The following is a 21,053-nucleotide window of genomic DNA, read 5'->3' on the forward strand; positions in this document are numbered from 1 at the left end:
CGGCCTGGTTGGAGCCGTCCGCCGGTTGCCGTCAGCCGCGCCCGGGTCTGGCCTCCGTGCGGCGGGCAACCACGACACCGAGCGCGGCGAGCACCACGGTGATGGCGAAGTTCGCCGCGAACGCCGCTGTGTGCGACACGTCCAGCAGCGCGGCGAACAACGAGCCGCCGATGGCTAGCGTGGTGGCCACCATCAGCGCTTCGCAGAGTTGCAGCGCCGAACTGTTTGCGCCTTGTTCGTGCTCGGCGGACATCGACAGCGCCAACACGGCCAGCGTGCCGTAGAGCATGCCCATGCCGAGGCCCGTCAGCAGCCATCCCGCAACGGAAGCGGACACGGGCATCCATGCGAAGGTGCTCAAAGACGCCACCACGACGCCGACCACCATCATGGCCGTGCCGCGGCGGATCAGGGCCTGCCGCGACACTTTCGCGTAGTGGCCCTGATACCACGAGCCGGAAAACCAGCCGATGGCGCCGACGCTGATCCCGATGCCGGACCACATCGGCGAAAGCCCGTGTTCCCGTGCGAAGGCCAGAGGAAGGAAGGCTTCGGTGCCGAAGAACGCGGACGCGGCCACGCCGCGCAGCGCGATCACCGCGGGCAGGCCTCGGGCAGCGCGAAGCGTGCCGGCGGGAAGAAGGCGCCGGCCGCACGAGAACAGCAACATCACCGCGGGGACGAGCATGGCGGCGGCGAGCCAGCCGCGTTCCTGGCCGGCGACGAAGAGGAGGCACACACCCAGCGCCGCTCCCACGGCATGGGCCATCCTGCGGCGGGTGTCGGTGCCTTCCTTGCCGGTGGGGCTGCCGAGCGAGCGCAAGGCGCCCCGTAGCGCCGCCGCAGCCGGGATCGCCAGCACCGGCACGCCAAGGAACACCCAGCGCCAGCCGATGTGCTCGACGATCGCACCGCTCAATGCAGGGCCGATCAGGGCCGGCACGACCCAGCCCGCCGAGAAGGCGGCGAATACCTTGGGCCTCAGGGAGTCCGGATAGAGCCGTCCGACGATCACATAAAGAGCCGGCGACAGGCAGCCTGCGCCGAGGCCCTGGACGAGGCGGCCGACCAGCAGGGTGGGCATGTCGTGCGCGAAGCCGGCGATCAGCAGCCCGGCGACGAAGCCAGTCAGGCCCGTCCACATGGCCGGCGCCGGGCCTTTCCGATCGCTCCAGTGTCCGGAAAGGGTCATGCCGATCACGCTGGTGGCGAGCACGCCGCCGAACGCGAGTGCGTAGGCCTTCAGGCCGTTCAGATCCCGGGCCACCGTCGGCATGGCCGTGGTGACGGCCAGCGCCTCGAAGGCGATCAGCGAAATGAGCGCCACCATGCCCACGGTGGCGGCGCGGTAGGGTGGGGCGAGGATGCCCTGGGCCGCGGGGGCGAGGAGGGTTGCGTCGGACGTTCCCACGTTCATCGGGTTTCCTTGGGGGAGGGGGAGTCTCGCACGGTTGCGTGGAGGACCCGGGTGGCGCAGGATGCAACCTCAACCAATGTTGAGGTCAAGCGATGCGGGAACTGAGCGTCGGCGAGGCGGCAAGACGATCGGGCGTGTCGGTGTCTGCCCTCCATTTCTATGAGCGCAAGGGCCTTATCAGGAGCCTGCGGACGGCGGGGAACCAGCGCCGGTACGCCGCCGACGTGCTCCGGCGGATCGCCGTGATCCGGGTTGCCCAGCGTGTGGGCGTGCCGCTGGAGGCGGTTCGGCAGGCCTTCGGGACGCTTCCCGACGAGAGGACGCCCACCCGGGAGGAATGGGCCGGCATGTCGGCCCGCTGGCATGACGAGTTGGACCGTCGCATCGCCCAGCTGGTCAATCTGAGGGATCGCCTTACCGACTGCATCGGCTGCGGCTGCCTTTCGCTGACGGCCTGCGCCCTGGCCAATCCCGGTGATCGGCTCGCTGAGGAAGGGGAGGGCCCGAGGCGTTGGGAAACCCCGTGAGGCAGGTTGCGGCGGCGTCGGGGCAAAACGTAGAATGGGCAGTCATTTGCGGGGTTTTTCGCCGCCGGGGGAAGGTCGTGGCGGCCAACCCGGAGTTCGCGGTGAATCCCTTTGTTTCGGTTACGGCGGACGGATGTCCGCCATCGCGCCACGTCCGTGGTGGTTTCAGGAGAGGTCATGCAGGTTTCGGTTGAGAATGTCGGCAAGCTCGGGCGCAAGCTCACGGTGAAGTTCCCGGCAGAGCGTCTCGAGACGCAGGTCAGCGAGCGCATCGCGGAAATGGGCCGTACGGTTCGCCTGAAGGGCTTCCGTCCCGGCAAGGTACCGACCAACGTGATCAAGCAGCGCTTTGGCGCCCAGGTCCGTGGCGAAGCCCTCTCCGACCTCATCGGCAGCACGCTGCGCGAGGCGTTCCAGCAGGAGAAGCTCCAGCCCATCGCCAACCCGTCGGTCGACACCACGGGCAATGCCGAGAACGGCGAAATCGCCTACACCGCCACCTTCGAGGTGATGCCGGAATTCCCGGCCATCGACGTCTCGACCCTCGAGATCGCCCGTCCGAAGGCCGAGGTGAAGGACGCCGACATCGACAAGATGATCGAGACCCTGCGCACGCAGCGCCGCAGCTTCGACGAAGTCACCCGCGCCTCGAAGGAAGGCGACTTCGTGATGTTCGAATACGCCGCCGAAGCGGGCGACTACCGCTTCCCGGCCGAGGGCCTGGAGCGCGCCGGCAGCGTGCTGGGCTCGGGCACCCTGTTCAAGGCCCTCGACGAGGCCCTGACCGGCCGCAGCGCGGGCGAAGACCTGGTTCAGGACGTCGCCTTCCCGGAAGACTTCCGCAACCCCGACCTGGCCGGCAAGACCGCCAAGGTCACCTTCAAGATCGTGAAGGTGCAGGAGCCCAACCTGCCCGCCGTGGATGCCGACTTCGTGAAGATGTTCGGCGTGGCCGACGGCGATATCGATACCTTCCGCAAGGAAGTGCGCGCCAACCTCGAGCGTGAGCTGAAGGCCACCCTCATGGCCCGCTTGAAGTCGGAAGTGGCCGAGAAGCTGGCCGGCGCCCACCCGGACCTCGACGTGCCCGACCTGATGGCCAACGCCGAGGCCCGCAGCCTCGCTGCCGGCAACCTGCCGCGCGGCCAGGAGCCGAGCCCGGAAATGATCGCCGAGGCCCTGCCGTTCGCCCGCAAGCGCGTCATCGCCGCTCTCCTTATGGGCGAGATCGCCCGGAAGAACGAACTGCGCCTCGATCGCAAGCGCCTGAGCGACATGCTGGCCGCCATCGCCTCCACCTACGAGGAGCCGGAGAAGGTCATTGAACTGTACAACGGCGACCCCCAACTGATGTCGGGACTGCAGAACCGCGTCATGGAAGACCAGGTGGCCGAGTGGGTGGCGGACAACGCCAAGACCACCGACCAGGACCTGAGCTTTGACGAGGTGATGCGGCCGATCGGCGCCTGAGGGCGCTGATCGAAGCACTTACCGGGCCCCACACGAAGGAGAGACCGCATGTCCATGGCTCCGATCCAGAACCTCAACCTGGTGCCCATCGTCGTCGAGCAGACCTCGCGCGGCGAGCGTTCGTACGACATTTATTCGCGCCTCCTCAAGGAGCGCGTGATCTTCGCGGTCGGTCCCGTCGACGACTACATGGCCAACGTCATCGTGGCCCAGCTGCTGTTCCTTGAGTCGGAAAACCCGGACAAGGACATCAGCCTGTACATCAACAGCCCGGGCGGCTCCGTCACCGCGGGTATGGCGATCTACGACACGATGCAGTTCGTGAAGCCGGATGTCAGCACCATGTGCATCGGCCAGGCCGCCTCCATGGGCGCCCTGCTGCTTGCCGCCGGTGCGGCGGGCAAGCGTTACTCCCTGCCGCATTCGCGCATCATGATCCACCAGCCGTGGGCCGGCGGCATCTCCGGCCAGGCGACCGACATCGAGATCCACGCCCGTGAGATTCTCACGATGCGCGAGCGCCTGAACGCGATCCTCGCCCGCCACAGCGGCAAGACGGTGGAAGAGATCGCCCGCGATACCGAGCGCGACCGCTTCATGAGCGGGGCGGAAGCCCAGGCTTATGGGCTGATCGACTCGGTGCTCGACAAGCGTACGGTCGATACCGTCCGTTCAGCTTGATTGAACTTTTCGCTTGTGAAAACCGGCACTTCGCCCCTCCTTCCGGGGGCGGAGTGCTGTGCTATTCTCAAAGCGCACCTGGATTCTCAGTAGGGCCCAAAGCATGAGCGACGAGCGGCAGAGCCGTTCCAATGACGGCGGCAAGATTCTTTACTGCTCTTTCTGCGGCAAGAGCCAGCACGAGGTTCGCAAGCTGATCGCTGGCCCCAGCGTGTTCATCTGCGACGAATGCGTCGAGCTGTGCAACGACATCATCCGCGAGGAACTGGAAGAGAAGGCGGCCTCCGGCCGTACCCATCTCCCGAAGCCGCGCGAGATCATGGAAGCGCTCGACCAGTACGTGGTCGGCCAGACGCGCGCCAAGAAGGCGCTCTCGGTTGCCGTGTACAACCATTACAAGCGCATGGAATCGCGCCAGAAGAACGACGACGTCGAACTCGGCAAGTCGAACATCCTCCTGATCGGTCCGACCGGTTCGGGCAAGACGCTGCTGGCCGAAACGCTGGCGCGCCTGCTGAATGTGCCGTTCACGATCGCCGACGCCACCACGCTCACCGAAGCGGGCTACGTGGGCGAGGATGTCGAGAACATCATCCAGAAGCTCCTGCAGAAGTGCGACTATGACGTCGAAAAGGCGCAGAGCGGCATCGTCTACATCGATGAAATCGACAAGATCTCGCGCAAGAGCGAGAACCCGTCGATCACTCGTGACGTCTCCGGCGAAGGCGTGCAGCAGGCCCTGCTCAAGCTCATCGAGGGTACGCTCGCTTCGGTGCCGCCGCAGGGTGGCCGCAAGCATCCGCAGCAGGAATTCCTGCAGGTCGACACGCGGAACATCCTCTTCATCTGCGGCGGCGCGTTCGCCGGGCTGGAGAAGGTGATCCAGCAGCGTTCCGAGACCACCGGCATCGGCTTCGGCGCCGAGGTCCGTTCGAAGGAGCGCACCGAGAACGTCGGCAAGATGCTCTCCGAAGTGGAACCGGCGGATCTCGTCCGTTTCGGCCTCATTCCGGAGTTCGTCGGCCGCCTGCCGGTCGTGGCCACGCTCGACGAGCTCGACGAGGCTGCCCTGGTGCAGATCCTCACCGAGCCGAAGAACGCCGTCACGAAGCAGTTCCGCAAGCTGTTCGACATGGAAGGCGCCGAGCTGGAGTTCCGGCCCGAGGCCCTGTCCGCCATCGCCCGTCGCGCGCTCAAGCGCAAGACCGGCGCACGCGGGTTGCGTACCATCCTCGAGCAGGTTCTGCTGGACACCATGTTCGAGCTGCCGTCGCTGGAGCACGTCAGCAAGGTGGTGGTGGACGACGCCGTCATCGACGGCCAGGCCGAGCCCTACCTCATCTACCGCGGCAACCTGCAGCAGCAGCGGATCGCGGGCGAGGGCGGCGACGCGGCCTGATCGTAAGTCCGCGGCAATACCAGCGGCCCCGGCGTCCCACGACGCCGGGGCCGTTTTTCTTTGCGTGACGCGGTCTTGATGGATCGTTTCCGCACCACCACTTGACGTGTATGGCGGCTCCGGCGCAGTGTCGAGCTGCGCCCCACACATCTGAGGGAAACCCCAATCACATGGCGAAGATTCGCAGACAAACCACGAGTGGAGCCGAGCTCGACCTCCTGCCGGTCCTGCCCTTGCGCGACGTCGTCGTTTACCCGCACATGGTCATACCGCTCTTCGTCGGGCGTGACAAATCCATGCGCGCGCTGGAACGGGCGATGGAAGGCGAACGGCAGATCCTGCTCGTGGCGCAGAAGAGCCCGGACATCGACGACCCGGCCATCGGCGACCTGCATTCCGTAGGCACCCTGGCGGGCGTGCTGCAGCTGCTGAAGCTCCCCGACGGCACCGTGAAGGTGCTGGTCGAGGGCCAGTCGCGCGTGCAGATCGACGCGTTCGAAGACGACGCCGGCATGATGAGCGGGCGCGCCCGCATCATCGAGCCCGTATACAGCAACAACGAACGCGAGCTGGACGTCGTGTCGCGCTCGCTGGTGTCGCTGTTCGAGCAACTGGTGAAGCAAAGCCGCAAGCTGCCTCCGGAAATCCTTGCCACTCTCTCGGGCATCGACGACCCGTCGCGCCTGGCGGATTCCATCGCCGCGCACCTGTCCGTGCGCATGGCCGACAAGCAGCGCGTGCTCGAAACGGCCGACGTCGGCCAGCGCCTGGAACTGCTCATCGGCCTCGTCGACGGCGAGATGGACCTCCAGCAGGTCGAGAAGCGCATCCGCGGCCGCGTGAAGTCGCAGATGGAGAAGAGCCAGCGCGAGTACTACCTCAACGAGCAGATGAAGGCCATCCAGAAGGAACTGGGTGAGGGCGAGGAGGGCGCGAACGAAATCGAGGAACTGCAAAAGAAGATCGACGGCGCCGGCATGCCTCCCGCCGTGCTCGCGAAGGCGCGCCAGGAATTCAACAAGCTGAAGCAGATGTCGCCGATGTCCGCGGAAGCCACCGTCGTGCGCAACTACCTCGACTGGGTGGTGGGCGTGCCGTGGAAGAAGCGCAGCAAGGTGCGCAAGGACCTCGCGCTGGCGCAGGAAACCCTCGACGCCGACCACTTCGGCCTTGAGAAGGTGAAGGAGCGCATCCTCGAATACCTCGCCGTGCAGCAGCGCGTGAACACGATGAAGGGCCCCATTCTGTGCCTCGTCGGTCCGCCCGGCGTGGGCAAGACTTCACTCGGCCAGTCGATCGCGAAGGCGACGAACCGCAAGTTCGTGCGCATGAGCCTCGGCGGTGTGCGCGACGAAGCCGAGATTCGCGGCCATCGCCGCACGTACATCGGCTCGATGCCGGGCCGCATCGTGCAGAACCTCAACAAGGTCGGCACGAAGAACCCGCTGTTCGTCCTCGACGAGATCGACAAGATGTCGATGGACTTCCGTGGCGACCCGTCGTCGGCGCTGCTCGAAGTGCTCGATCCGGAACAGAACAACGCGTTCAACGACCACTACCTCGAGGTCGATCTCGATCTGTCGGAAGTGATGTGGATCGCCACTGCGAACTCGCTCAACATTCCGGGCCCGCTGCTTGATCGCATGGAAGTGATCCGCATCCCGGGTTACACCGAAGACGAGAAGCTCAACATCGCGCAGAAGTACCTCCTGCCCAAGCAGCTGAAGGCAAATGGCCTGAAGGCGGACGAACTGGAAGTGGGCGAGGACGCCTTGCGCGACATCGTGCGCTACTACACGCGCGAGTCCGGCGTGCGCAACCTCGAACGCGAGATCTCGAAGATCTGCCGCAAGGTGGTGAAGGAGCTGGCGCTCGGCACGGTGCCCGAAAAGGCCAAGGCCAAATCCGCCAAGGCCACGAAGGCCGCCAAGGGCAAGGTCGCGGCTCCGGGGCGCGTGCGCGTGGACGGCGAGAACCTCGACCATTACCTGGGCGTGCGCCGCTTCGACTTCGGTCGGGCGGAACAGCAGAACGAGGTGGGTCTGGTTACGGGCCTTGCCTGGACGCAGGTGGGCGGCGACCTCCTCAGCATCGAGGCCTCTGTGGTCCCCGGCAAGGGCCGCCTGGTCCACACGGGCCAGTTGGGCGACGTCATGAAGGAATCGATCCAGGCGGCGCTCAGCGTCGTCCGGGCGAGGGCGGCGGCGCTGGGTATCGAGCCGGACTTCCACGAGAAGCTCGACATCCACATCCACGTGCCCGAGGGTGCCACGCCGAAGGACGGTCCCAGCGCGGGTATCGCGATGTGCACGGCGCTCGTCTCGGCGCTTACCAAGGTGCCGGTGCGCTCCGAGGTCGCGATGACGGGCGAGATCACGCTGCGTGGCCGCGTGCTGCCGATCGGCGGACTCAAGGAGAAGCTGCTCGCGGCGCACCGCGGTGGCATTACCACGGTGATCATCCCCGATGAAAACAAGAAGGACCTGGTGGACATCCCGGATAACATCACTGACTCGCTCGATATCCATCCGGTGAAGTGGATCGACGAGGTGCTCGACCTCGCCCTCGAACGGCCGTTGGGCCTCAAGAAGACGGACGAGAACGGCAACGCGGTGGAAGTGCCGCGTGCGCAGGGCAAGCGGGGCAAGGGAAAATCGTCGCCGTCGCTCACGCATTGATCCCTTCCATCGTTCCATGACGCGAACAAGGGCGCACTCCGGTGCGCCCTTTTCGTTTTCGTCGTCCTGTCATCGACACTTCGCGATAATCGTTTTTTGCCTTGCGCGCAACCCTCCCTGGACGATGCACATGTGCTGAAAGCCTTGGTATTGCTTGTATTGCGATGGTGGGGGGGCGCTGGTATAAAGGCCACACCGCCATCGCCGCGCCGCAACGGCGCCCTGGATCGCGGGGTTGCCGTATTCGTTACCGAAAGGTAGCAATCGCAGCCTGACGTCTTCTCGTGAAGGATCGCCGTCCGGCGATTCGAATTACCTTTGAAGGGAGTTACGTAATGAATAAATCCGAGCTTATCGACGCCATCGCCGAAAAGGCCGAACTGTCGAAGGCCGATGCCGGCCGCGCGCTGCAGGGCCTCATCGAAGCCGTCAAGGACGCCCTGAAGAAGGGTGACGATGTCGCCGTCGTGGGCTTCGGCACCTTCAAGGTGCGCAGCCGCGCTGCCCGTACCGGCCGCAACCCGCGCACGAACGAAGAGATCAAGATCCCGGCCTCGAAGGTCCCGGCCTTCACGGCTGGCAAGGCGCTCAAGGATCACGTAAACTAAACGGTCTTACCGTCGAGGGTGCTTAGCTCAGCGGTAGAGCGTCGCCTTTACACGGCGCTGGTCGGGGGTTCGATCCCCTCAGCACCCACCAGACGGAAGTGGAGTGGTAGTTCAGTCGGTTAGAATGCTGGCCTGTCACGCCGGAGGTCGCGGGTTCGAGTCCCGTCCACTCCGCCATTGGTCCGCAAAGGCGCCCGCGTGGCGCCTTTGTTTTATCTACCGCCGGCAAGGGTTTGCCGGCGCAACCTTCGCGAGTCGCATCATGCTGCAAGCCCTGCGTAACAAGATCCATGGCTGGCCCGCCGCCATCGTCCTCGGCGTCTCGGTTTTCGCCGTCGCGTTCTTCGGCATCGAGTCGTACTTCGTCTCGCACGTGGACACGTACGTCGCGAAAGTCGGCGAGCACGAGATCTCGCAGCAGGATTGGCAGCAGCGCCTCAACGAACTGCGTCAGCAGGCCGCGCAGGATCCGAACTCGCCGTTCACGGCGGCCGACCTCGAAAAGCCCGAGCTCAAGCAGCGCGTGCTCGACGGCATGATCAGCCAGGCCCTGTTGCAGCAGGCCAATACCGACCTCGGCCTCACGGTGTCCGACGCCAGCGTTCGTGCGGCGATCGGCAGCGATCCGGGCTTCCAGGTCAACGGCCAGTTCAGCCCCGAAACGTATCGCGCCGTGCTCGCCATGCAGGGCATGAGCCCGGGCATGTACGAAGCGCGCGTCCGTAGCTCGCTGGCCACGCAGCTCATTCCCCAGGCCATTTCGAGCACCACCCTCGTCAGCGACGCCGACGTCGACGCCTTCTTCCGCCTGCGTCTGCAGCAGCGCGACCTGCGTTTCGTCGAACTGCCGCGCCCCTCGCTCACCGACGCCAACGTGCCGGATGCCGAGATCGAGGCGTTCTACAAGTCGCACATCGCCGACTACACCACGCCGGAGCAGGTGTCGGTGCAGTACCTCGAAGTGAAGCAGGCCGACCTCAAGGTGGGCGAACCCACCGACGAGCAGCTCCACGCGTACTACGACAAGTTCAAGCAGCGTTACGCTCAGCCGGAGCAGCGCGAGGCGTCGCACATCCTCGTGAACGTGCCCAAGAACGCCACGCCCGAGCAGCAGAAGGCCGCGCTCGAGAAAGCAAAGAAGATCGCCGCGGAAGCCACGCCGGAGAACTTCGCCAAGCTTGCTGCCGAGAACTCCGACGACCTGGGTTCCAAGCGTACGGGCGGCGACCTCGGCTGGCTGGAGAAGGGCGTCGCCAACGCCGCCTTCGACACCGCGCTCTTCAGCATGAAGAAGGGTGAGATCACCAAGGAGCCCGTGCTGTCGCCGGAAGAGGGCTACCACATCATCTGGCTGCGCGACGCGCGCGACGGCGATGCCAAGCCGTTCGCCGAGGTGCGCGGTCAGCTTGCCGAGGATTGGGCGAAGAACGAAGGCGAGCGCCTGTACAACGAGCGTGCGGGCCAGCTCGCCGATCTGTCGGAGCGCAACCCGGGTTCGCTCGAGCCCGCCGCCAAGGAACTCGGCCTGGACATCAAGACATCGCCGCTGTTCGGCCGCGACGGGGGGCAGGGTATCCCGGCCGATCCGAAGTTCGTGCAGGCGGCGTTCGCGGACGACGTGCTGAATCAGGGCAACAACTCGTCCCTGGTGCAGGTCGGCAAGGGCGACGCGGTGGTCATGCACCTCGCCAAGCACAACCCGGCGGCGCCGAAGGCACTTGCCGACGTCACCGACGCGATTCGCCAGCGCATCCTCGATGAGCGCGTCGACACGCTCGCTAAGCAGAACGCCGACAAGATCGCCGGCGAACTCGCCAAGGGCGGCGACGTGGCGGCCCTCGCGAAGGCGCCGGTGCGCACGCTCGCCGGCGTCGATCGCAGTAAGCTCGGCACCCTCACCGACGTGCCTCCGGCCATCCTGCGGCAGGCGTTCACGCTTCCGCACCCGGTCGACGGCAAGCCGAGCTGGACCACCGTGAAAACGGACAACGGCGCCTACGCCCTGGTGGCCGTGGACAAGGTGGTCGACGGCGATCCGTCGAAGGTGGAGAAGGCGCAGCGCGACGCCCTGCGCGGCCAGATGATGGACGCCATGGCCCAGGCGGCCACGATGGAATACATCGAGGCCCTGAAGGCCAAGGGTGAGATCAAGATCGCCCAGGACCGCATGTAAGCTCGTTCAACGGTTTTCAGGAAGACAAGAACCCCTCTCCGGAGGGGTTTTTTGCGTTTGTGGGAGCCGGCTCTGCCGGCGATCCCGCGACAGCGGGCAACCTGCCCCAAGCACCCATCGCCGCTGAAGCGGCTCCCACAAGGGCTCGTCGTCCGTGCGGAAGCGCATGGACGGCCGGGCCGATTACAATACGCGTCTCACTGCGTCAAAGGGACACCCCGTGATCATCCAGCCCAAGGTCCGTGGCTTCATCTGCACCACCGCTCATCCGGTGGGCTGCGCGAAGAACGTCGAAGAACAGATCGCCATCACGAAGGCCAGCGGTGCCTTCGCCGACGGCCCGAAGAACGTGCTGGTCATCGGCGCGTCCACCGGCTACGGCCTGGCCTCGCGCATCACGGCCGCCTTCGGCCATGGCGCGGCCACCCTCGGCGTGTTCTTCGAGAAGCCGTCGAGCGAGGCGAAGACAGGCACGGCCGGCTGGTACAACTCGGCCGCGTTCGACCGCCTGGCTCGGGAGGCGGGCTTGTTCAGCCGCTCCATCAACGGCGACGCCTTCGCCGACGAAACCCGCGCCCGCGCGATCGACATCATCCGTAACGAGATGGGCGGCAAGGTGGACCTGGTGGTCTATTCGCTGGCCTCGCCCGTGCGCAAGCTGCCTAAGACCGGCGAAGTCGTTCGGTCCGCGCTGAAGACCATCGGCGAAACGTTCACCGCGTCGTCCGTCGACACGAACAAGGACGCCGTGGTGCAGGCCTCGGTGGAACCGGCCACGGAACAGGAAATCAAGGACACCGTCACTGTCATGGGTGGCGAGGACTGGGCGCTGTGGATGGATGCGCTCAGCGAAGCGGGCGTGCTCGCTGACAGCGCCACCACCATCGCGTACAGCTACGTCGGCACCGAGATCACCTGGCCCATCTACTGGCACGGCACGCTGGGGCAGGCCAAGCAGCATCTCGACCGCACCGCAAAGGAACTTCGCGAGCGTTACGCCGCCAAGGGGCTGCGTTCCTACGTGGGTGTGATGAAGTCGGTGGTGACCCAGGCCAGTTCCGCCATTCCGGTGATTCCGCTTTATGTCTCCATGGTGTTCAAGATCATGAAGGCCAAGGGCATCCACGAAGGCACCATCGAGCAGATCAACCGGCTTTTCCACGACCGCCTGTACCGTGCGGACGGTAAGGCGCCGGACACCGACGCGGAAGGGCGCGTGCGCCTCGACGACTGGGAGCTGCGTGACGACGTGCAGGGCGAGTGCAAGGCCCTCTGGCCCACCGTCACCACGGAAAACCTCTGGCAGGTGACCGATTACGCCGGCTACAAGCACGACTTCATCAAGCTGTTCGGGTTCGAGGCGAAAGGTGTCGATTACGACGCCGACGTGAATCCGGACGTGCAGTGGGACGTGGTGCAGCTTTAAGCGACGGGCTCACAACGCCGTGCCGCACGCACGTGCGGCACGGCCGTGACAGGATCAGCGCGAGGCCGAGAGTTTCAACACCTGGCCCGGCTTCACCGCCTGGGTCTGCAGGTCGTTCCACTTCATCAGCTGTTCCACGCTCACCTGGTGACGGCGCGCGATCGACCAGAGCGATTCGCCGTTGTTGACCTTGTGGAACACGATCTGCGGCTCGTCGTGGCCCGCGGATTTCTTCGTGGGCTTCTTCGCCGTCTTGACGACGGTGTTCTTGCTCTTGGTCTTGCCGCGCGCCGAAGTGGCGGCTGGCAGCGAGGCGGCCGCTTCGTCCGCTACCTCGGCAACGGCGTCGGGAGTGTCCACCGATGCGACCGGGCCGAGCTTGTATTGGTCCGCCGCCGACTTCGGCAACAGCAGACTGGAACTGACCGTGCCCTTGTTCGTGCGATAGGCCGGATTGAAGTCGCGCAGGTTGTCCATGGACAGGCCGGACTGCTTCGCCGCCTGCGCGAGCGACTGCGGGCTCGATACCTGCACCACCTGCAAGGCATTCTCCGAGTCGCGCTTAGGCAACGACACGTTGAAGCGCGCAGGGTCGCGCACGATGCACGCGATGGCCATGAGCTTCACCAGGTGTTCCTTCGTGCCGGCCTTCATCGGCACGTCGGGGAGGCCGTCGTCGTTCGTGGGGCCGCCGTGTTTGTCGAGCTTCTTCTTCAGCCCGAACTCGCCCGCGTTGTACGCGACGTCGACCAGGCGCCAGTCGCCCAGGTCGTCGTAGTAGCGGCGCATCATGTTCATGACCGATTCGGTGGACTTGGTGATGTCCAGCCGTTCGTCGTAGTTTTTTTCCACGCGCAGCCCGAGCGTGCGGGCCGTCTGCGGCATGATCTGCCACATGCCCGCCGGCCGGTTCTTCTTCCCCGGCACGTGGCGATATTGGCTTTCCACCCAGGGCAGCAGCGCGAACTCGCCGGCCACGCCATGCTTCACCGCCGACTTGTGCGCGTACGCGATAAGCGGAAGCACTTCGTTCACGTTCTGCTCGAAGCGATTCGGCTGCTTCGTGTACGTGCGCGCCCAGGCGAGCACCTGCGGATCGGCTTCGCAGCCGGGAAGCGCGAACGTGTCGCGCATGTCCGACCAGAAGTCGGCCGGCTGTGCCGGACGCAGCAGTTGCGGCGCCACGGCCACGTCGTCCACCGGGGCCACCGGCGCAACCGTCGGGGCGGGCTGCTGTGGCACCGGCTTCGGTACGCCGCCCGCGCAGGCGGTCAGGAACAGGGGGATCAGGGTAGGCAGGAGGCGGCGGTGAAGTGCGTTCATGCGGTAAACGTGTCCTTGGCTTGCCGCAACGCGGCGAAGCGCTCCACTCGTGAGGCGTGGTTGTTGCCCTGGGCCCGAACCCAGCGGGCCACGGCATCGCTGTCCACGCGCAGGAAGGGGTTGCTTGCGTATTCGTCGGCAAGGCGCGTAGGCACGCTGGGCTGGCCCTCCGCGCGAAGGCGCGTGACCTCGTCCGAGCGGCGGCGCAGGTCCGGGTTGTCCGGATCGACGCTCAGCGCGAAACGGATGTTCGCCGCGGTGTATTCGTGCGCGCAGCAGACCAGGGTGTCGGCCGGCAGGTCGGCGAAGCGGTCGAGCGAGGCCAGCATCTGCTCGGGCGTGCCTTCGAAGAGGCGGCCGCAACCGGCGCTGAAAAGCGTGTCGCCGCAGAACAGGAAGCCTTCGCCGGCGTACGCGACGTGCGAACGGGTGTGGCCCGGCACGCCGATGACCTTGAAGGAGGCCTTTGGCGCATCCAGCGTGACCGTGTCGCCGTCGTCGACGATCTGGGTCTTGTACGGGATGCGCGGATCGAGCGGCGCGATCACTTCCACGTCGTGCTCGCGCACGAGGTCGAACACGCCGCCGATGTGGTCGTTGTGGTGGTGCGTAAGAAGGATGGCCGTGAGCGTCCAGCCGCGCTTGGCCAGCGCGGCTTCGACGGGGGCGGCTTCACCGGGATCCACGACGAAGGCATTGCCATCGTCGTCGGCGACCAGCCAGATGTAGTTGTCGCTCAAGGCCGCGACGGGGACCCAATGCATCGGGCTGACTCCGTGACGTCGGTAGGGCGCGAACACCCAAGAGTGGCCGCCGGGGAGGTGCAAACCGGGCGGGGCGGCCGGACTATATCAGCCGGGTATATCTCACTCGTTAGGATCTCATTAACCGCTTCCGGGCCCTCCGACCCGTTAGACTGCAAGCCCATGGCCCCGTTCTCCCCGGACATTTACGCCACGCCCCAGGTCGGCAAGCTGCTGGCCGACGAGGCGCGCGCCCTGGCGCCCCTGCTGACGCGGTGCACGGGCGAGCATGGCCTGCACCTCACCGCCGCGGCGCAGGGCGAGCCGCCCGCCATCCCGCTGCTGGGCCACTGGGCCACGCTCCGGGTGTCGGGGGCGGCCCTGGGTGGCGATGTCCTGGCGAGCGGCCTGGAGGCGCTCCCGTTCGCCGACGAGGCCTTCGGTGTGGTGCTGCTGCGCCATGCCCTCGAAACCACGGCGCGCCAGGACAACCTCCTGGACGAAGCCATCCGGGTGCTGGCGCCCGGCGGCATGCTGGCCATCACCGGTATCCATCCCCTCGGACTGTGGTCGCCCTGGGTGGCGAAACAGAGCCGGGGCGTGCGGCCGCGCCTCACCTGGCCGTGGTGGTGGAGCCAGCGCCTCGTGCGCGACGAATTCGAGCTGTCGATGCCGCGGCGGGTGGGCAGTGCCTGGCCACGCGCGGGCGGTGCCGCCGTCGGCGAATCGCTGGTAGGTGGCGGGTACATGCTCGTGGCGCGCAAAAAACGTCCCGCGGCGGTACCCTTGCGGCCCCGTGTCGCCGCCGTGCCCGCGCCCATTCCCGGGACGCTGGCTTCGGGAGCGCGCCGCAATGCCCGCGAATCGATCACCTGAAGTAGTCCATGACAGATACCGTTGAAGCGTTCACCGATGGCGCATGCCTCGGCAACCCCGGGCCGGGTGGCTGGGCCGCGCTGCTTCGCGCCAAGGGCATCGAGAAGATGCTCTCCGGCGGCGAAGCCGAAACCACGAACAACCGCATGGAAATGATGGCGGCCATCTCCGCGCTCGAAGCGCTGACCCGCCGTTGCAACGTGCACCTCATGACCGATTCGAAATACGTGATGCAGGGCGTGCAGGAATGGGTGCCCAAGTGGCGCCGCAACGGCTGGAAGACGGCCGACAAGAAGCCGGTGAAAAACCAGGATCTCTGGATCCGCCTCGACGAGGCCGCCGCCGCGCACACCGTCACCTGGGAATGGGTGAAGGGCCACAATGGCCACGTGGAGAACGAACGCGTCGACGTCGCCGCGCGCGACCAGGCACTCATCTACAAGGCGAAAGGGAAGGTGGCATGAGGCAGATCGTGCTCGATACGGAAACCACGGGCCTCGAAGCGCATCTCGGTCATCGCCTCATCGAAATCGGCGCGGTCGAGATGATCGGTCGCCGCCCCACCGGGCGCACGTTCCACACCTATCTCAACCCCGAGCGCGCCATCGACGAAGGCGCGCGGGAAGTCACCGGCATCCAGGACGAGTTTCTGCTCGACAAGCCGTTCTTCCGCGACAAGGTGGACGAGTTCCTCGACTTCATTCGCGGCGCTGAGTTGATCATCCACAACGCCGCGTTCGACGTGGGATTCATCAATGCCGAACTCAAACTGGCGGGCGCGCACTACGGTCAGGTGACCGACTACGCCACCGTGCTCGATACGCTGCTGATGGCACGCGCCATGTATCCGGGCCAGCGCAACAGCCTCGACGCGCTGTGCAAACGCCTGGGCGTGGACAACACGCACCGCGACCTGCACGGCGGCCTGCTCGACGCCCAGCTGCTGGCGGACGTCTATATCGCGATGACGTCGGGCCAGGTGGCGCTGGACTTCGCCTTCGACGCCTCAGCCGACGACCGCGGCGCGAACATCCTCGGCGACATCGTCATCTCCCGGCGGCCGATCGTGCTGCGCGCCACCGACCAGGAGCTTGCATTGCATGCGCAGCGCCTCGACGCTATCGACAAGGCGGCGGGTGGGCAGAGCATCTGGCGTCGGTTGGAATCGGAAACGGTTCACTGATCCTACGGCATGGCTCAGGACGAGGCCCCCTGACCGTCGTCCCTGCGAAGGCAGGGACCCAGCGACTTGCGGGCGCACGATGTTTACGGGCGCCCCGGTTCGGCTTGAGCCATCGCACCCGGAGAGTGCGACGAACCGTTTCCCCTCAACGGCGGCTCCTATTGGCCCAACGCCATCCGATCCAACATACGACGAGAGTGATTGCGTCAAAGGTCGCGAGGAGGGGTAGGGGGTCACTCCATTTGTCCATATTTGTCGTCCTGCCGAAGTAGGGCGGGCCGTCTCCAAAATATTCGCTGTAAACCTCGACATTCATGACGGCGGTGACGAGGACGGTACCGAGGCTCAACAAAGCGAAAGAGAGTCTTTTCATGAGCGGTGGCGCAAGTTGTAGTCCACAGTCAGGATGCAATAGATGTTCTCCCTGCCATTGACCTGTTCCTTCAGGTCTTTCGCGAATCGGTCCATGTGAACCCACAAATCTATGCATCCCGCGCTTCCGGGCGTGGTGCCGCCATGGATAAAGAATCCGCCACGTCCATAGGTCTCAGTTTCCGGGAAAGGGTGGATGGTGAGCCGGTGATTTCCCCAAGCGGATCGGGATGCCGGCCGGTACCAGGCGTTGGACCACAGCTCCGCAGGTGTCACCCAGTAAACCCCTTCGGGGATGGGGCCTTCATTGCCCAGGCGCTGACGTTCAATGGAATATCTGAAGCCGTCTGGTGTCAGGCGTCCCGACACGGCTGGGTAAGAGCGCCCAAAGCCCGGCATCCTGAGATATCCACCATTGAACTCCAGCCGAAGGTGGCTTCGTATGCCTGCCAGGATAGGGGCCACCCACGTTCGGCGGAATACCTGCTTGCATTCATCCTTGTTGCCCATCGTTAGCGACGGGCAACGATAGACGTCATGGGCTCTTGCTCATATAGAGGAATTCTGAATTTTTGCCGATGGCGTATCAGCCAGCCACGCGCAGCAAAATAGCAGTGATGTTGTCCCGCCCCTGTCCGCCGAGCGCTTCCAGCAGCAGGTGATCCACGCACTCCTGCGCGGCGATGTCGGTACGCGCGACGATCTCGCCGATGCGCCGGTCGTCCACTTCGTCGGTAAGCCCGTCGGTGCAGAGCAGCAGCCGCGCGCCGGCGGTCAGTTCCCCGCGCGCCAACCCGATATGCAACTGGTCCGGCGAGGTGATGCCAAGCGCCTGCGTCAGCACGCTGCGTTGCGGGTGGATGCGCGCCTGTTGCTCGGTGAGCTCGCCGGCCTCGACCAGCGCCTCGACGATCGAATGGTCATGGGACAGCCGCTGCAAGGCGCCGTCCCAGCGATAGATGCGGCTGTCGCCGACCCAGGCCGCCTCGTACTGCCGCCCGGAAACCCGCACGGCAGCGATGGTGGTGCCCATGGGCCGCGATTCCGAAAGGCCGCTGGAGCGCGCGATCAGCGCCTCGTTCACCCGCTGGATGGCGTCCACCAGCGACTGCCCGGCGGCCACCTGGGCAACCACGCCGTCGCGCGCGGTGGCCGACGCCACCTCGCCGTGCCGATGCCCGCCCATGCCGTCCACCACCAGGAACAGGCCCAGCCCGGCATCGGCGTAATAGGTGTCTTCGTTACGCGTGCGGCGAAGCCCTGTATGCGTGCCGTGTCCGAACTCGATCATGTGCGCCTTGGAAGTGCATGGGGAAGGGCGCCACCGGCGCCGGATGCCCCGGCAGGATGCCCCATCGAAACCCTGTTGTCACGGCAGGGAAGACCCACTATGATTGCGGGCCCGGCCGGGTTCAAACCCTGCCGTCGACCGTTCCCGGAGAGGTGGCAGAGTGGTCGAATGTACCTGACTCGAAATCAGGCGTACGTGTAAGCGTACCGTGGGTTCGAATCCCACCCTCTCCGCCAGTTCTGCAAAAGGCCCGCTAACGCGGGCTTTTTTGTGGGCGAGTAAAAGCTATCGGGTCACGAAGGAGGCTACGCGTGAGCCGCCGAATCCGCTGAGACTCGGTGGTTTAAGCAGCGATCCATTTTTTGCCGCTTGCAGAAATTACTTCCTCTCATCTGCCGTGTTTTCAGCCCTGTCGTGGCCATCGAGGGACAACACGATGTATTCCCCGTCGTCGCTCACACCTTGAGCCGTCTCGACAAAGCCTTGCGCGTGGTAGAACGCAAGTGCTGGCTGATTACGACTCAGACACTTCAGCCGATACTGCCGATCTGACCATTCGGGCAGGGCCTGCAAGAGAGCACGGCCAACACCCTGCCGCGTGTGGCCGGTGTCGACGAACAGATGATGGATGAAGTCATCCGGCTCCCATACCGAGATGAATCCGGCGATCCGATCGCCTGCCTCCGCCACGAAGACGCGTTCGCCTTCCGTCTGAGTGTCGAAGTCTTCGAGATGGAACGCGTCAGGAGGCTGCCAGACGAAGGTGTGCTGCCGAACCGAAAGAAAGAGTTCGCGAAGCGCGGGCAGATCGGCCGGGGTGGCGGCGCGGATGCGGCGGGTTCCAGTCATGTTTCTCCCATGATCATTCAGCGGCCAGCAGGAACGTGGAAACCGCGCCGAAAGGCTGGCGCGGTCAGATGGACTCCGTCCTCTGGAGAAGCCGATGTCCGCCTATTTTCGCTCCTCGTTAGTGTGCCTGACGCTCCTCGCCGCTGGCTGTGCGCCTGTCCCGCCGCGCCCCGAACGCGTGGTCGTGGTTGAGCGGCCTCCGCGCCCCTACGTGGTCCACGTCACGCAGGAACCGCCCAGAGAGGTCGTCGAGGTGGAGCCGCCGCCGCGGGAAGGTTGGGTATGGGCGCATGGGTACTGGCGATGGGACGGGCGAGGGTACGTACGTGTTCCGGGACATTGGGAGCGCGTGGTCGCCGGTCGTCACTACGTCCACGCCTATTGGGAGCATCGCGATGGGCAGTGGTGGTTGCATGAGGGTTATTGGGCGCCCAATTGATATCGAAAACAGGCCGGACGGATCACGGGCCCAGGGCCCTCGCTTCAGGGAAGCATGTTGACGCAAAGTGACTCTCTTCAGAGGCTATCTGCCACGCAGCGTCATCGTTTCCGTGGAGCAGGGGATTTGGATCGAAGCAATTGAGACGTTCGCATTGGCATAGCGGTTGCAGTTTCCCAGGGAAACAGGACGGCGAGCCCGTCCAAGGGGAATGCACATGCGTTATGAAAGATTTTCTGGCGTGAAGAAGGCATTCTGATGCGATTCGCGGACGTCGTGCCGTCGCCTGTTCCTGGTGCCTCGATCTTCTCATCGGTGATCGCCGAGGAGGCCCTGGCCCTTAGTGCGGCGTTCCTTGCTCAGGATGTGGAGGAAATGAGGTTCAGAACCACCTTGTTGCTCACCTATGCCCTCGATACGGGCCAGACTTCATTGACGGCGGCGGCCTCCACACTGTTGAAGCAGGTATCCGAGGGCACGACGGTCGGCCAGCACCTGGCCGACGCGTTCGAGCAGGTGATTGCCGCCGCCGCGGACGGCCTGGCGGCGTGAAGGTCACCGCCGGTTCTTCGTAATGGCATCCACCAGCCGCAGAATGCCTTGCGCCGATTGCAGGCAGGCCAGTTCGGGCGACGGGTCTTTGGCGTCCACTCTCTCCATGAGTTCGATAGCCTTGCGCGAAAGCTCGTCAAAGCCATAACGCTTCGCCCTTACGGCAATGGAGCATGCGCGGAAGCGCACCTCGTCGAGGTCGTGCTTTCGCGCGGCCTCATCGAGCGCGGACGCATCCAGAATCAGATCCGTCCAGGCGATGACCCATTCCGTCGACGCATCCATGGCAGGTCCCTTTCGCTCTTCTGAAGGGATCCATCATCGGGGCGGCCGGTGAAAATGCCGAAAATGTGCCTTCGTGGACGTCGAGACCGTTCAGCGAGATAGGGCACGGCTGTCAGCCGTGTGCAACCGGCGTGCATATGCCGTATGCGAAACGAATACGGCCTTCACGCTTCGAGCGGATCGTCGCCGTGCAGTTCGTCCATCCATCCGCGCCGGCGATGGAGGGCCCATTCCACCTGCGCGGCGAACGACGCCTCGATGGGGGCGCCCTGGTCCATGGCGGCCAACTGCTGCCCTGAAACGCTGCCTAGGTGCTGGGCTTGTTCTTCGTATCCGGCGAGGCCCTCACGCTGCAGTTGTGTGAGGACGGCGCGGAGATTGACGTGGCGAGCGTGTTGGATGGGCATGGCCGGGGTCCCTACCTTGGGTGCTCCTCAGAGTCGGCAGGGGCCAGCGAAACTTGAGCGTTTTCCATTGCCGTTTTTGTGAGCGCCGTCATGACGCGAGCGCGACGGTACGCCGAGTCCGTGGCATGGACGCTGGCAGGGCGTCGGCGGGTGCCGGTGCACGTTTCTTGCACATGGGAGCCACTAATGAACGAGAAGTCCCGCGAGCATCGCCCGCAGTCGGGCGACCGCAACAACAACTATGTCGCCAACGGCGACCAGCCCGTGCACAAGGACAGGGACAGGAAGATCAAGGAGGGCGAAGAGAAGATGGACAAGCTGCGCAAGCGCGACGAGGGCGTCCGCTGAGCGGCA

General features: G+C 65.1%; 20 protein-coding genes and 3 tRNA genes. 16 read left to right on the forward strand and 7 right to left on the reverse strand.

The features are described 5' to 3' along the window. Window positions 1-31 precede the first annotated feature (31 nt). Window positions 32-1,417, reverse strand: coding sequence for an MFS transporter (locus tag FHS47_RS04030; protein ID WP_167023269.1), 1,386 nt, complete (start codon window positions 1,415-1,417; stop codon window positions 32-34). Window positions 1,418-1,509: 92 nt separating this feature from the next. On the opposite strand from FHS47_RS04030, the gene soxR reads away from it, so the two are divergent. The 10 genes from soxR (at window position 1,510) to fabV (ending at window position 12,379) form a co-directional block, all read left to right on the forward strand. Then, a complete protein-coding gene (soxR, locus tag FHS47_RS04035; protein ID WP_167023272.1) occupies window positions 1,510-1,944 on the forward strand; it encodes a redox-sensitive transcriptional activator SoxR in 435 nt (144 codons plus the stop codon). Window positions 1,945-2,121: 177 nt separating this feature from the next. Then, complete coding sequence (gene tig / locus FHS47_RS04040) at window positions 2,122-3,414, forward strand: trigger factor (protein ID WP_167023275.1); 1,293 nt, start codon at window positions 2,122-2,124, stop codon at window positions 3,412-3,414. A gap of 48 nt (window positions 3,415-3,462) precedes the next feature. Then, a complete protein-coding gene (clpP, locus tag FHS47_RS04045) occupies window positions 3,463-4,095 on the forward strand; it encodes an ATP-dependent Clp endopeptidase proteolytic subunit ClpP (protein ID WP_167023278.1) in 633 nt (210 codons plus the stop codon). Window positions 4,096-4,198: 103 nt separating this feature from the next. Next, entirely contained in the window at window positions 4,199-5,494 is a 1,296-nt protein-coding gene (gene clpX / locus FHS47_RS04050) for an ATP-dependent Clp protease ATP-binding subunit ClpX (RefSeq protein ID WP_167023281.1), read from the forward strand. Between the two features lie 170 nt (window positions 5,495-5,664). Next, the gene (gene lon / locus FHS47_RS04055) at window positions 5,665-8,172 is read left to right on the forward strand and encodes an endopeptidase La (protein WP_167023284.1); all 2,508 of its coding nucleotides are present in this window, start codon (window positions 5,665-5,667) and stop codon (window positions 8,170-8,172) included. A 335-nt stretch (window positions 8,173-8,507) separates the two neighbouring features. Then, entirely contained in the window at window positions 8,508-8,780 is a 273-nt protein-coding gene (locus FHS47_RS04060; protein ID WP_072321387.1) for an HU family DNA-binding protein, read from the forward strand. 16 nt (window positions 8,781-8,796) lie between these two features. Then, window positions 8,797-8,871, forward strand: a tRNA-Val gene (locus tag FHS47_RS04065). A 9-nt stretch (window positions 8,872-8,880) separates the two neighbouring features. After that, window positions 8,881-8,957 (forward strand) — tRNA-Asp (locus FHS47_RS04070). An 85-nt stretch (window positions 8,958-9,042) separates the two neighbouring features. Then, window positions 9,043-10,953, forward strand: coding sequence for a SurA N-terminal domain-containing protein (locus tag FHS47_RS04075; protein ID WP_167023286.1), 1,911 nt, complete (start codon window positions 9,043-9,045; stop codon window positions 10,951-10,953). Between the two features lie 220 nt (window positions 10,954-11,173). After that, complete coding sequence (fabV, locus tag FHS47_RS04080) at window positions 11,174-12,379, forward strand: enoyl-ACP reductase FabV (protein WP_167023289.1); 1,206 nt, start codon at window positions 11,174-11,176, stop codon at window positions 12,377-12,379. Between the two features lie 54 nt (window positions 12,380-12,433). Here fabV and FHS47_RS04085 read toward each other — a convergent pair whose 3' ends face one another. After that, window positions 12,434-13,702, reverse strand: a complete 1,269-nt coding sequence (locus FHS47_RS04085) for a transglycosylase SLT domain-containing protein (protein ID WP_167023292.1) — start codon at window positions 13,700-13,702, stop codon at window positions 12,434-12,436. Beyond that, the gene (gene gloB / locus FHS47_RS04090) at window positions 13,699-14,466 is read right to left on the reverse strand and encodes a hydroxyacylglutathione hydrolase (protein WP_167023295.1); all 768 of its coding nucleotides are present in this window, start codon (window positions 14,464-14,466) and stop codon (window positions 13,699-13,701) included. Before gloB ends, FHS47_RS04085 begins: the two co-directional genes overlap by 4 nt. A gap of 162 nt (window positions 14,467-14,628) precedes the next feature. Here gloB and FHS47_RS04095 point away from each other — a divergent pair, with 162 nt between their 5' ends. Genes FHS47_RS04095 through dnaQ form a run of 3 tightly spaced genes read left to right on the forward strand, consistent with a single transcriptional unit; the run spans window position 14,629 to window position 16,504 of the window. Then, a complete protein-coding gene (locus tag FHS47_RS04095; protein ID WP_167023298.1) occupies window positions 14,629-15,321 on the forward strand; it encodes a methyltransferase domain-containing protein in 693 nt (230 codons plus the stop codon). A gap of 8 nt (window positions 15,322-15,329) precedes the next feature. Then, a complete protein-coding gene (rnhA, locus tag FHS47_RS04100; RefSeq protein ID WP_167023301.1) occupies window positions 15,330-15,785 on the forward strand; it encodes a ribonuclease HI in 456 nt (151 codons plus the stop codon). Further along, window positions 15,782-16,504, forward strand: a complete 723-nt coding sequence (dnaQ, locus tag FHS47_RS04105; RefSeq protein WP_167023304.1) for a DNA polymerase III subunit epsilon — start codon at window positions 15,782-15,784, stop codon at window positions 16,502-16,504. The genes rnhA and dnaQ overlap by 4 nt, the downstream gene beginning before the upstream one ends. Window positions 16,505-17,462: 958 nt before the next feature. Here dnaQ and FHS47_RS04115 read toward each other — a convergent pair. Beyond that, a complete protein-coding gene (locus tag FHS47_RS04115; protein ID WP_167023310.1) occupies window positions 17,463-18,167 on the reverse strand; it encodes a protein phosphatase 2C domain-containing protein in 705 nt (234 codons plus the stop codon). Window positions 18,168-18,313: 146 nt separating this feature from the next. On the opposite strand from FHS47_RS04115, the gene FHS47_RS04120 reads away from it, so the two are divergent. Further along, window positions 18,314-18,403: transfer RNA gene (locus tag FHS47_RS04120), tRNA-Ser, on the forward strand. 142 nt (window positions 18,404-18,545) lie between these two features. On the opposite strand, the gene FHS47_RS04125 is transcribed toward FHS47_RS04120, so the two are convergent. Then, window positions 18,546-19,016 (reverse strand): GNAT family N-acetyltransferase, encoded by a 471-nt coding sequence (locus tag FHS47_RS04125; RefSeq protein WP_167023313.1) that lies wholly within the window; start codon window positions 19,014-19,016, stop codon window positions 18,546-18,548. A 697-nt stretch (window positions 19,017-19,713) separates the two neighbouring features. On the opposite strand from FHS47_RS04125, the gene FHS47_RS04130 reads away from it, so the two are divergent. Continuing rightward, the gene (locus FHS47_RS04130) at window positions 19,714-20,007 is read left to right on the forward strand and encodes a hypothetical protein (protein ID WP_167023316.1); all 294 of its coding nucleotides are present in this window, start codon (window positions 19,714-19,716) and stop codon (window positions 20,005-20,007) included. A 3-nt stretch (window positions 20,008-20,010) separates the two neighbouring features. Here the strand turns inward: FHS47_RS04130 and FHS47_RS04135 are convergent, their stop codons facing one another. Next, window positions 20,011-20,292 (reverse strand): hypothetical protein, encoded by a 282-nt coding sequence (locus FHS47_RS04135; RefSeq protein ID WP_167023319.1) that lies wholly within the window; start codon window positions 20,290-20,292, stop codon window positions 20,011-20,013. A gap of 164 nt (window positions 20,293-20,456) precedes the next feature. Next, on the reverse strand, window positions 20,457-20,699 hold the full coding sequence (locus tag FHS47_RS04140) for a hypothetical protein (RefSeq protein ID WP_167023322.1): 243 nt from the start codon (window positions 20,697-20,699) through the stop codon (window positions 20,457-20,459). A 186-nt stretch (window positions 20,700-20,885) separates the two neighbouring features. Here FHS47_RS04140 and FHS47_RS04145 point away from each other — a divergent pair, with 186 nt between their 5' ends. Next, entirely contained in the window at window positions 20,886-21,047 is a 162-nt protein-coding gene (locus tag FHS47_RS04145) for a hypothetical protein (protein ID WP_167023325.1), read from the forward strand. Window positions 21,048-21,053 lie beyond the last annotated feature (6 nt).

It is taken from the genome of Luteibacter sp. SG786 (assembly GCF_011759605.1).
Taxonomy (GTDB): Bacteria; Pseudomonadota; Gammaproteobacteria; order Xanthomonadales; family Rhodanobacteraceae; genus Luteibacter.

Bases quoted from the DNA above. Each gene is read 5' to 3' on its own strand.
- FHS47_RS04030 (WP_167023269.1), bottom strand. From the start codon at position 1,417: ATGAACGTGGGAACGTCCGACGCAACCCTCCTCGCCCCCGCGGCCCAG.
- soxR (WP_167023272.1), top strand. From the start codon at position 1,510: ATGCGGGAACTGAGCGTCGGCGAGGCGGCAAGACGATCGGGCGTGTCG.
- tig (WP_167023275.1), top strand. From the start codon at position 2,122: ATGCAGGTTTCGGTTGAGAATGTCGGCAAGCTCGGGCGCAAGCTCACG.
- clpP (WP_167023278.1), top strand. From the start codon at position 3,463: ATGTCCATGGCTCCGATCCAGAACCTCAACCTGGTGCCCATCGTCGTC.
- clpX (WP_167023281.1), top strand. From the start codon at position 4,199: ATGAGCGACGAGCGGCAGAGCCGTTCCAATGACGGCGGCAAGATTCTT.
- lon (WP_167023284.1), top strand. From the start codon at position 5,665: ATGGCGAAGATTCGCAGACAAACCACGAGTGGAGCCGAGCTCGACCTC.
- FHS47_RS04060 (WP_072321387.1), top strand. From the start codon at position 8,508: ATGAATAAATCCGAGCTTATCGACGCCATCGCCGAAAAGGCCGAACTG.
- FHS47_RS04075 (WP_167023286.1), top strand. From the start codon at position 9,043: ATGCTGCAAGCCCTGCGTAACAAGATCCATGGCTGGCCCGCCGCCATC.
- FHS47_RS04085 (WP_167023292.1), bottom strand. From the start codon at position 13,702: ATGAACGCACTTCACCGCCGCCTCCTGCCTACCCTGATCCCCCTGTTC.
- gloB (WP_167023295.1), bottom strand. From the start codon at position 14,466: ATGCATTGGGTCCCCGTCGCGGCCTTGAGCGACAACTACATCTGGCTG.
- FHS47_RS04095 (WP_167023298.1), top strand. From the start codon at position 14,629: ATGGCCCCGTTCTCCCCGGACATTTACGCCACGCCCCAGGTCGGCAAG.
- rnhA (WP_167023301.1), top strand. From the start codon at position 15,330: ATGACAGATACCGTTGAAGCGTTCACCGATGGCGCATGCCTCGGCAAC.
- dnaQ (WP_167023304.1), top strand. From the start codon at position 15,782: ATGAGGCAGATCGTGCTCGATACGGAAACCACGGGCCTCGAAGCGCAT.
- FHS47_RS04115 (WP_167023310.1), bottom strand. From the start codon at position 18,167: ATGATCGAGTTCGGACACGGCACGCATACAGGGCTTCGCCGCACGCGT.
- FHS47_RS04125 (WP_167023313.1), bottom strand. From the start codon at position 19,016: ATGACTGGAACCCGCCGCATCCGCGCCGCCACCCCGGCCGATCTGCCC.
- FHS47_RS04130 (WP_167023316.1), top strand. From the start codon at position 19,714: ATGCGATTCGCGGACGTCGTGCCGTCGCCTGTTCCTGGTGCCTCGATC.
- FHS47_RS04135 (WP_167023319.1), bottom strand. From the start codon at position 20,292: ATGGATGCGTCGACGGAATGGGTCATCGCCTGGACGGATCTGATTCTG.
- FHS47_RS04140 (WP_167023322.1), bottom strand. From the start codon at position 20,699: ATGCCCATCCAACACGCTCGCCACGTCAATCTCCGCGCCGTCCTCACA.
- FHS47_RS04145 (WP_167023325.1), top strand. From the start codon at position 20,886: ATGAACGAGAAGTCCCGCGAGCATCGCCCGCAGTCGGGCGACCGCAAC.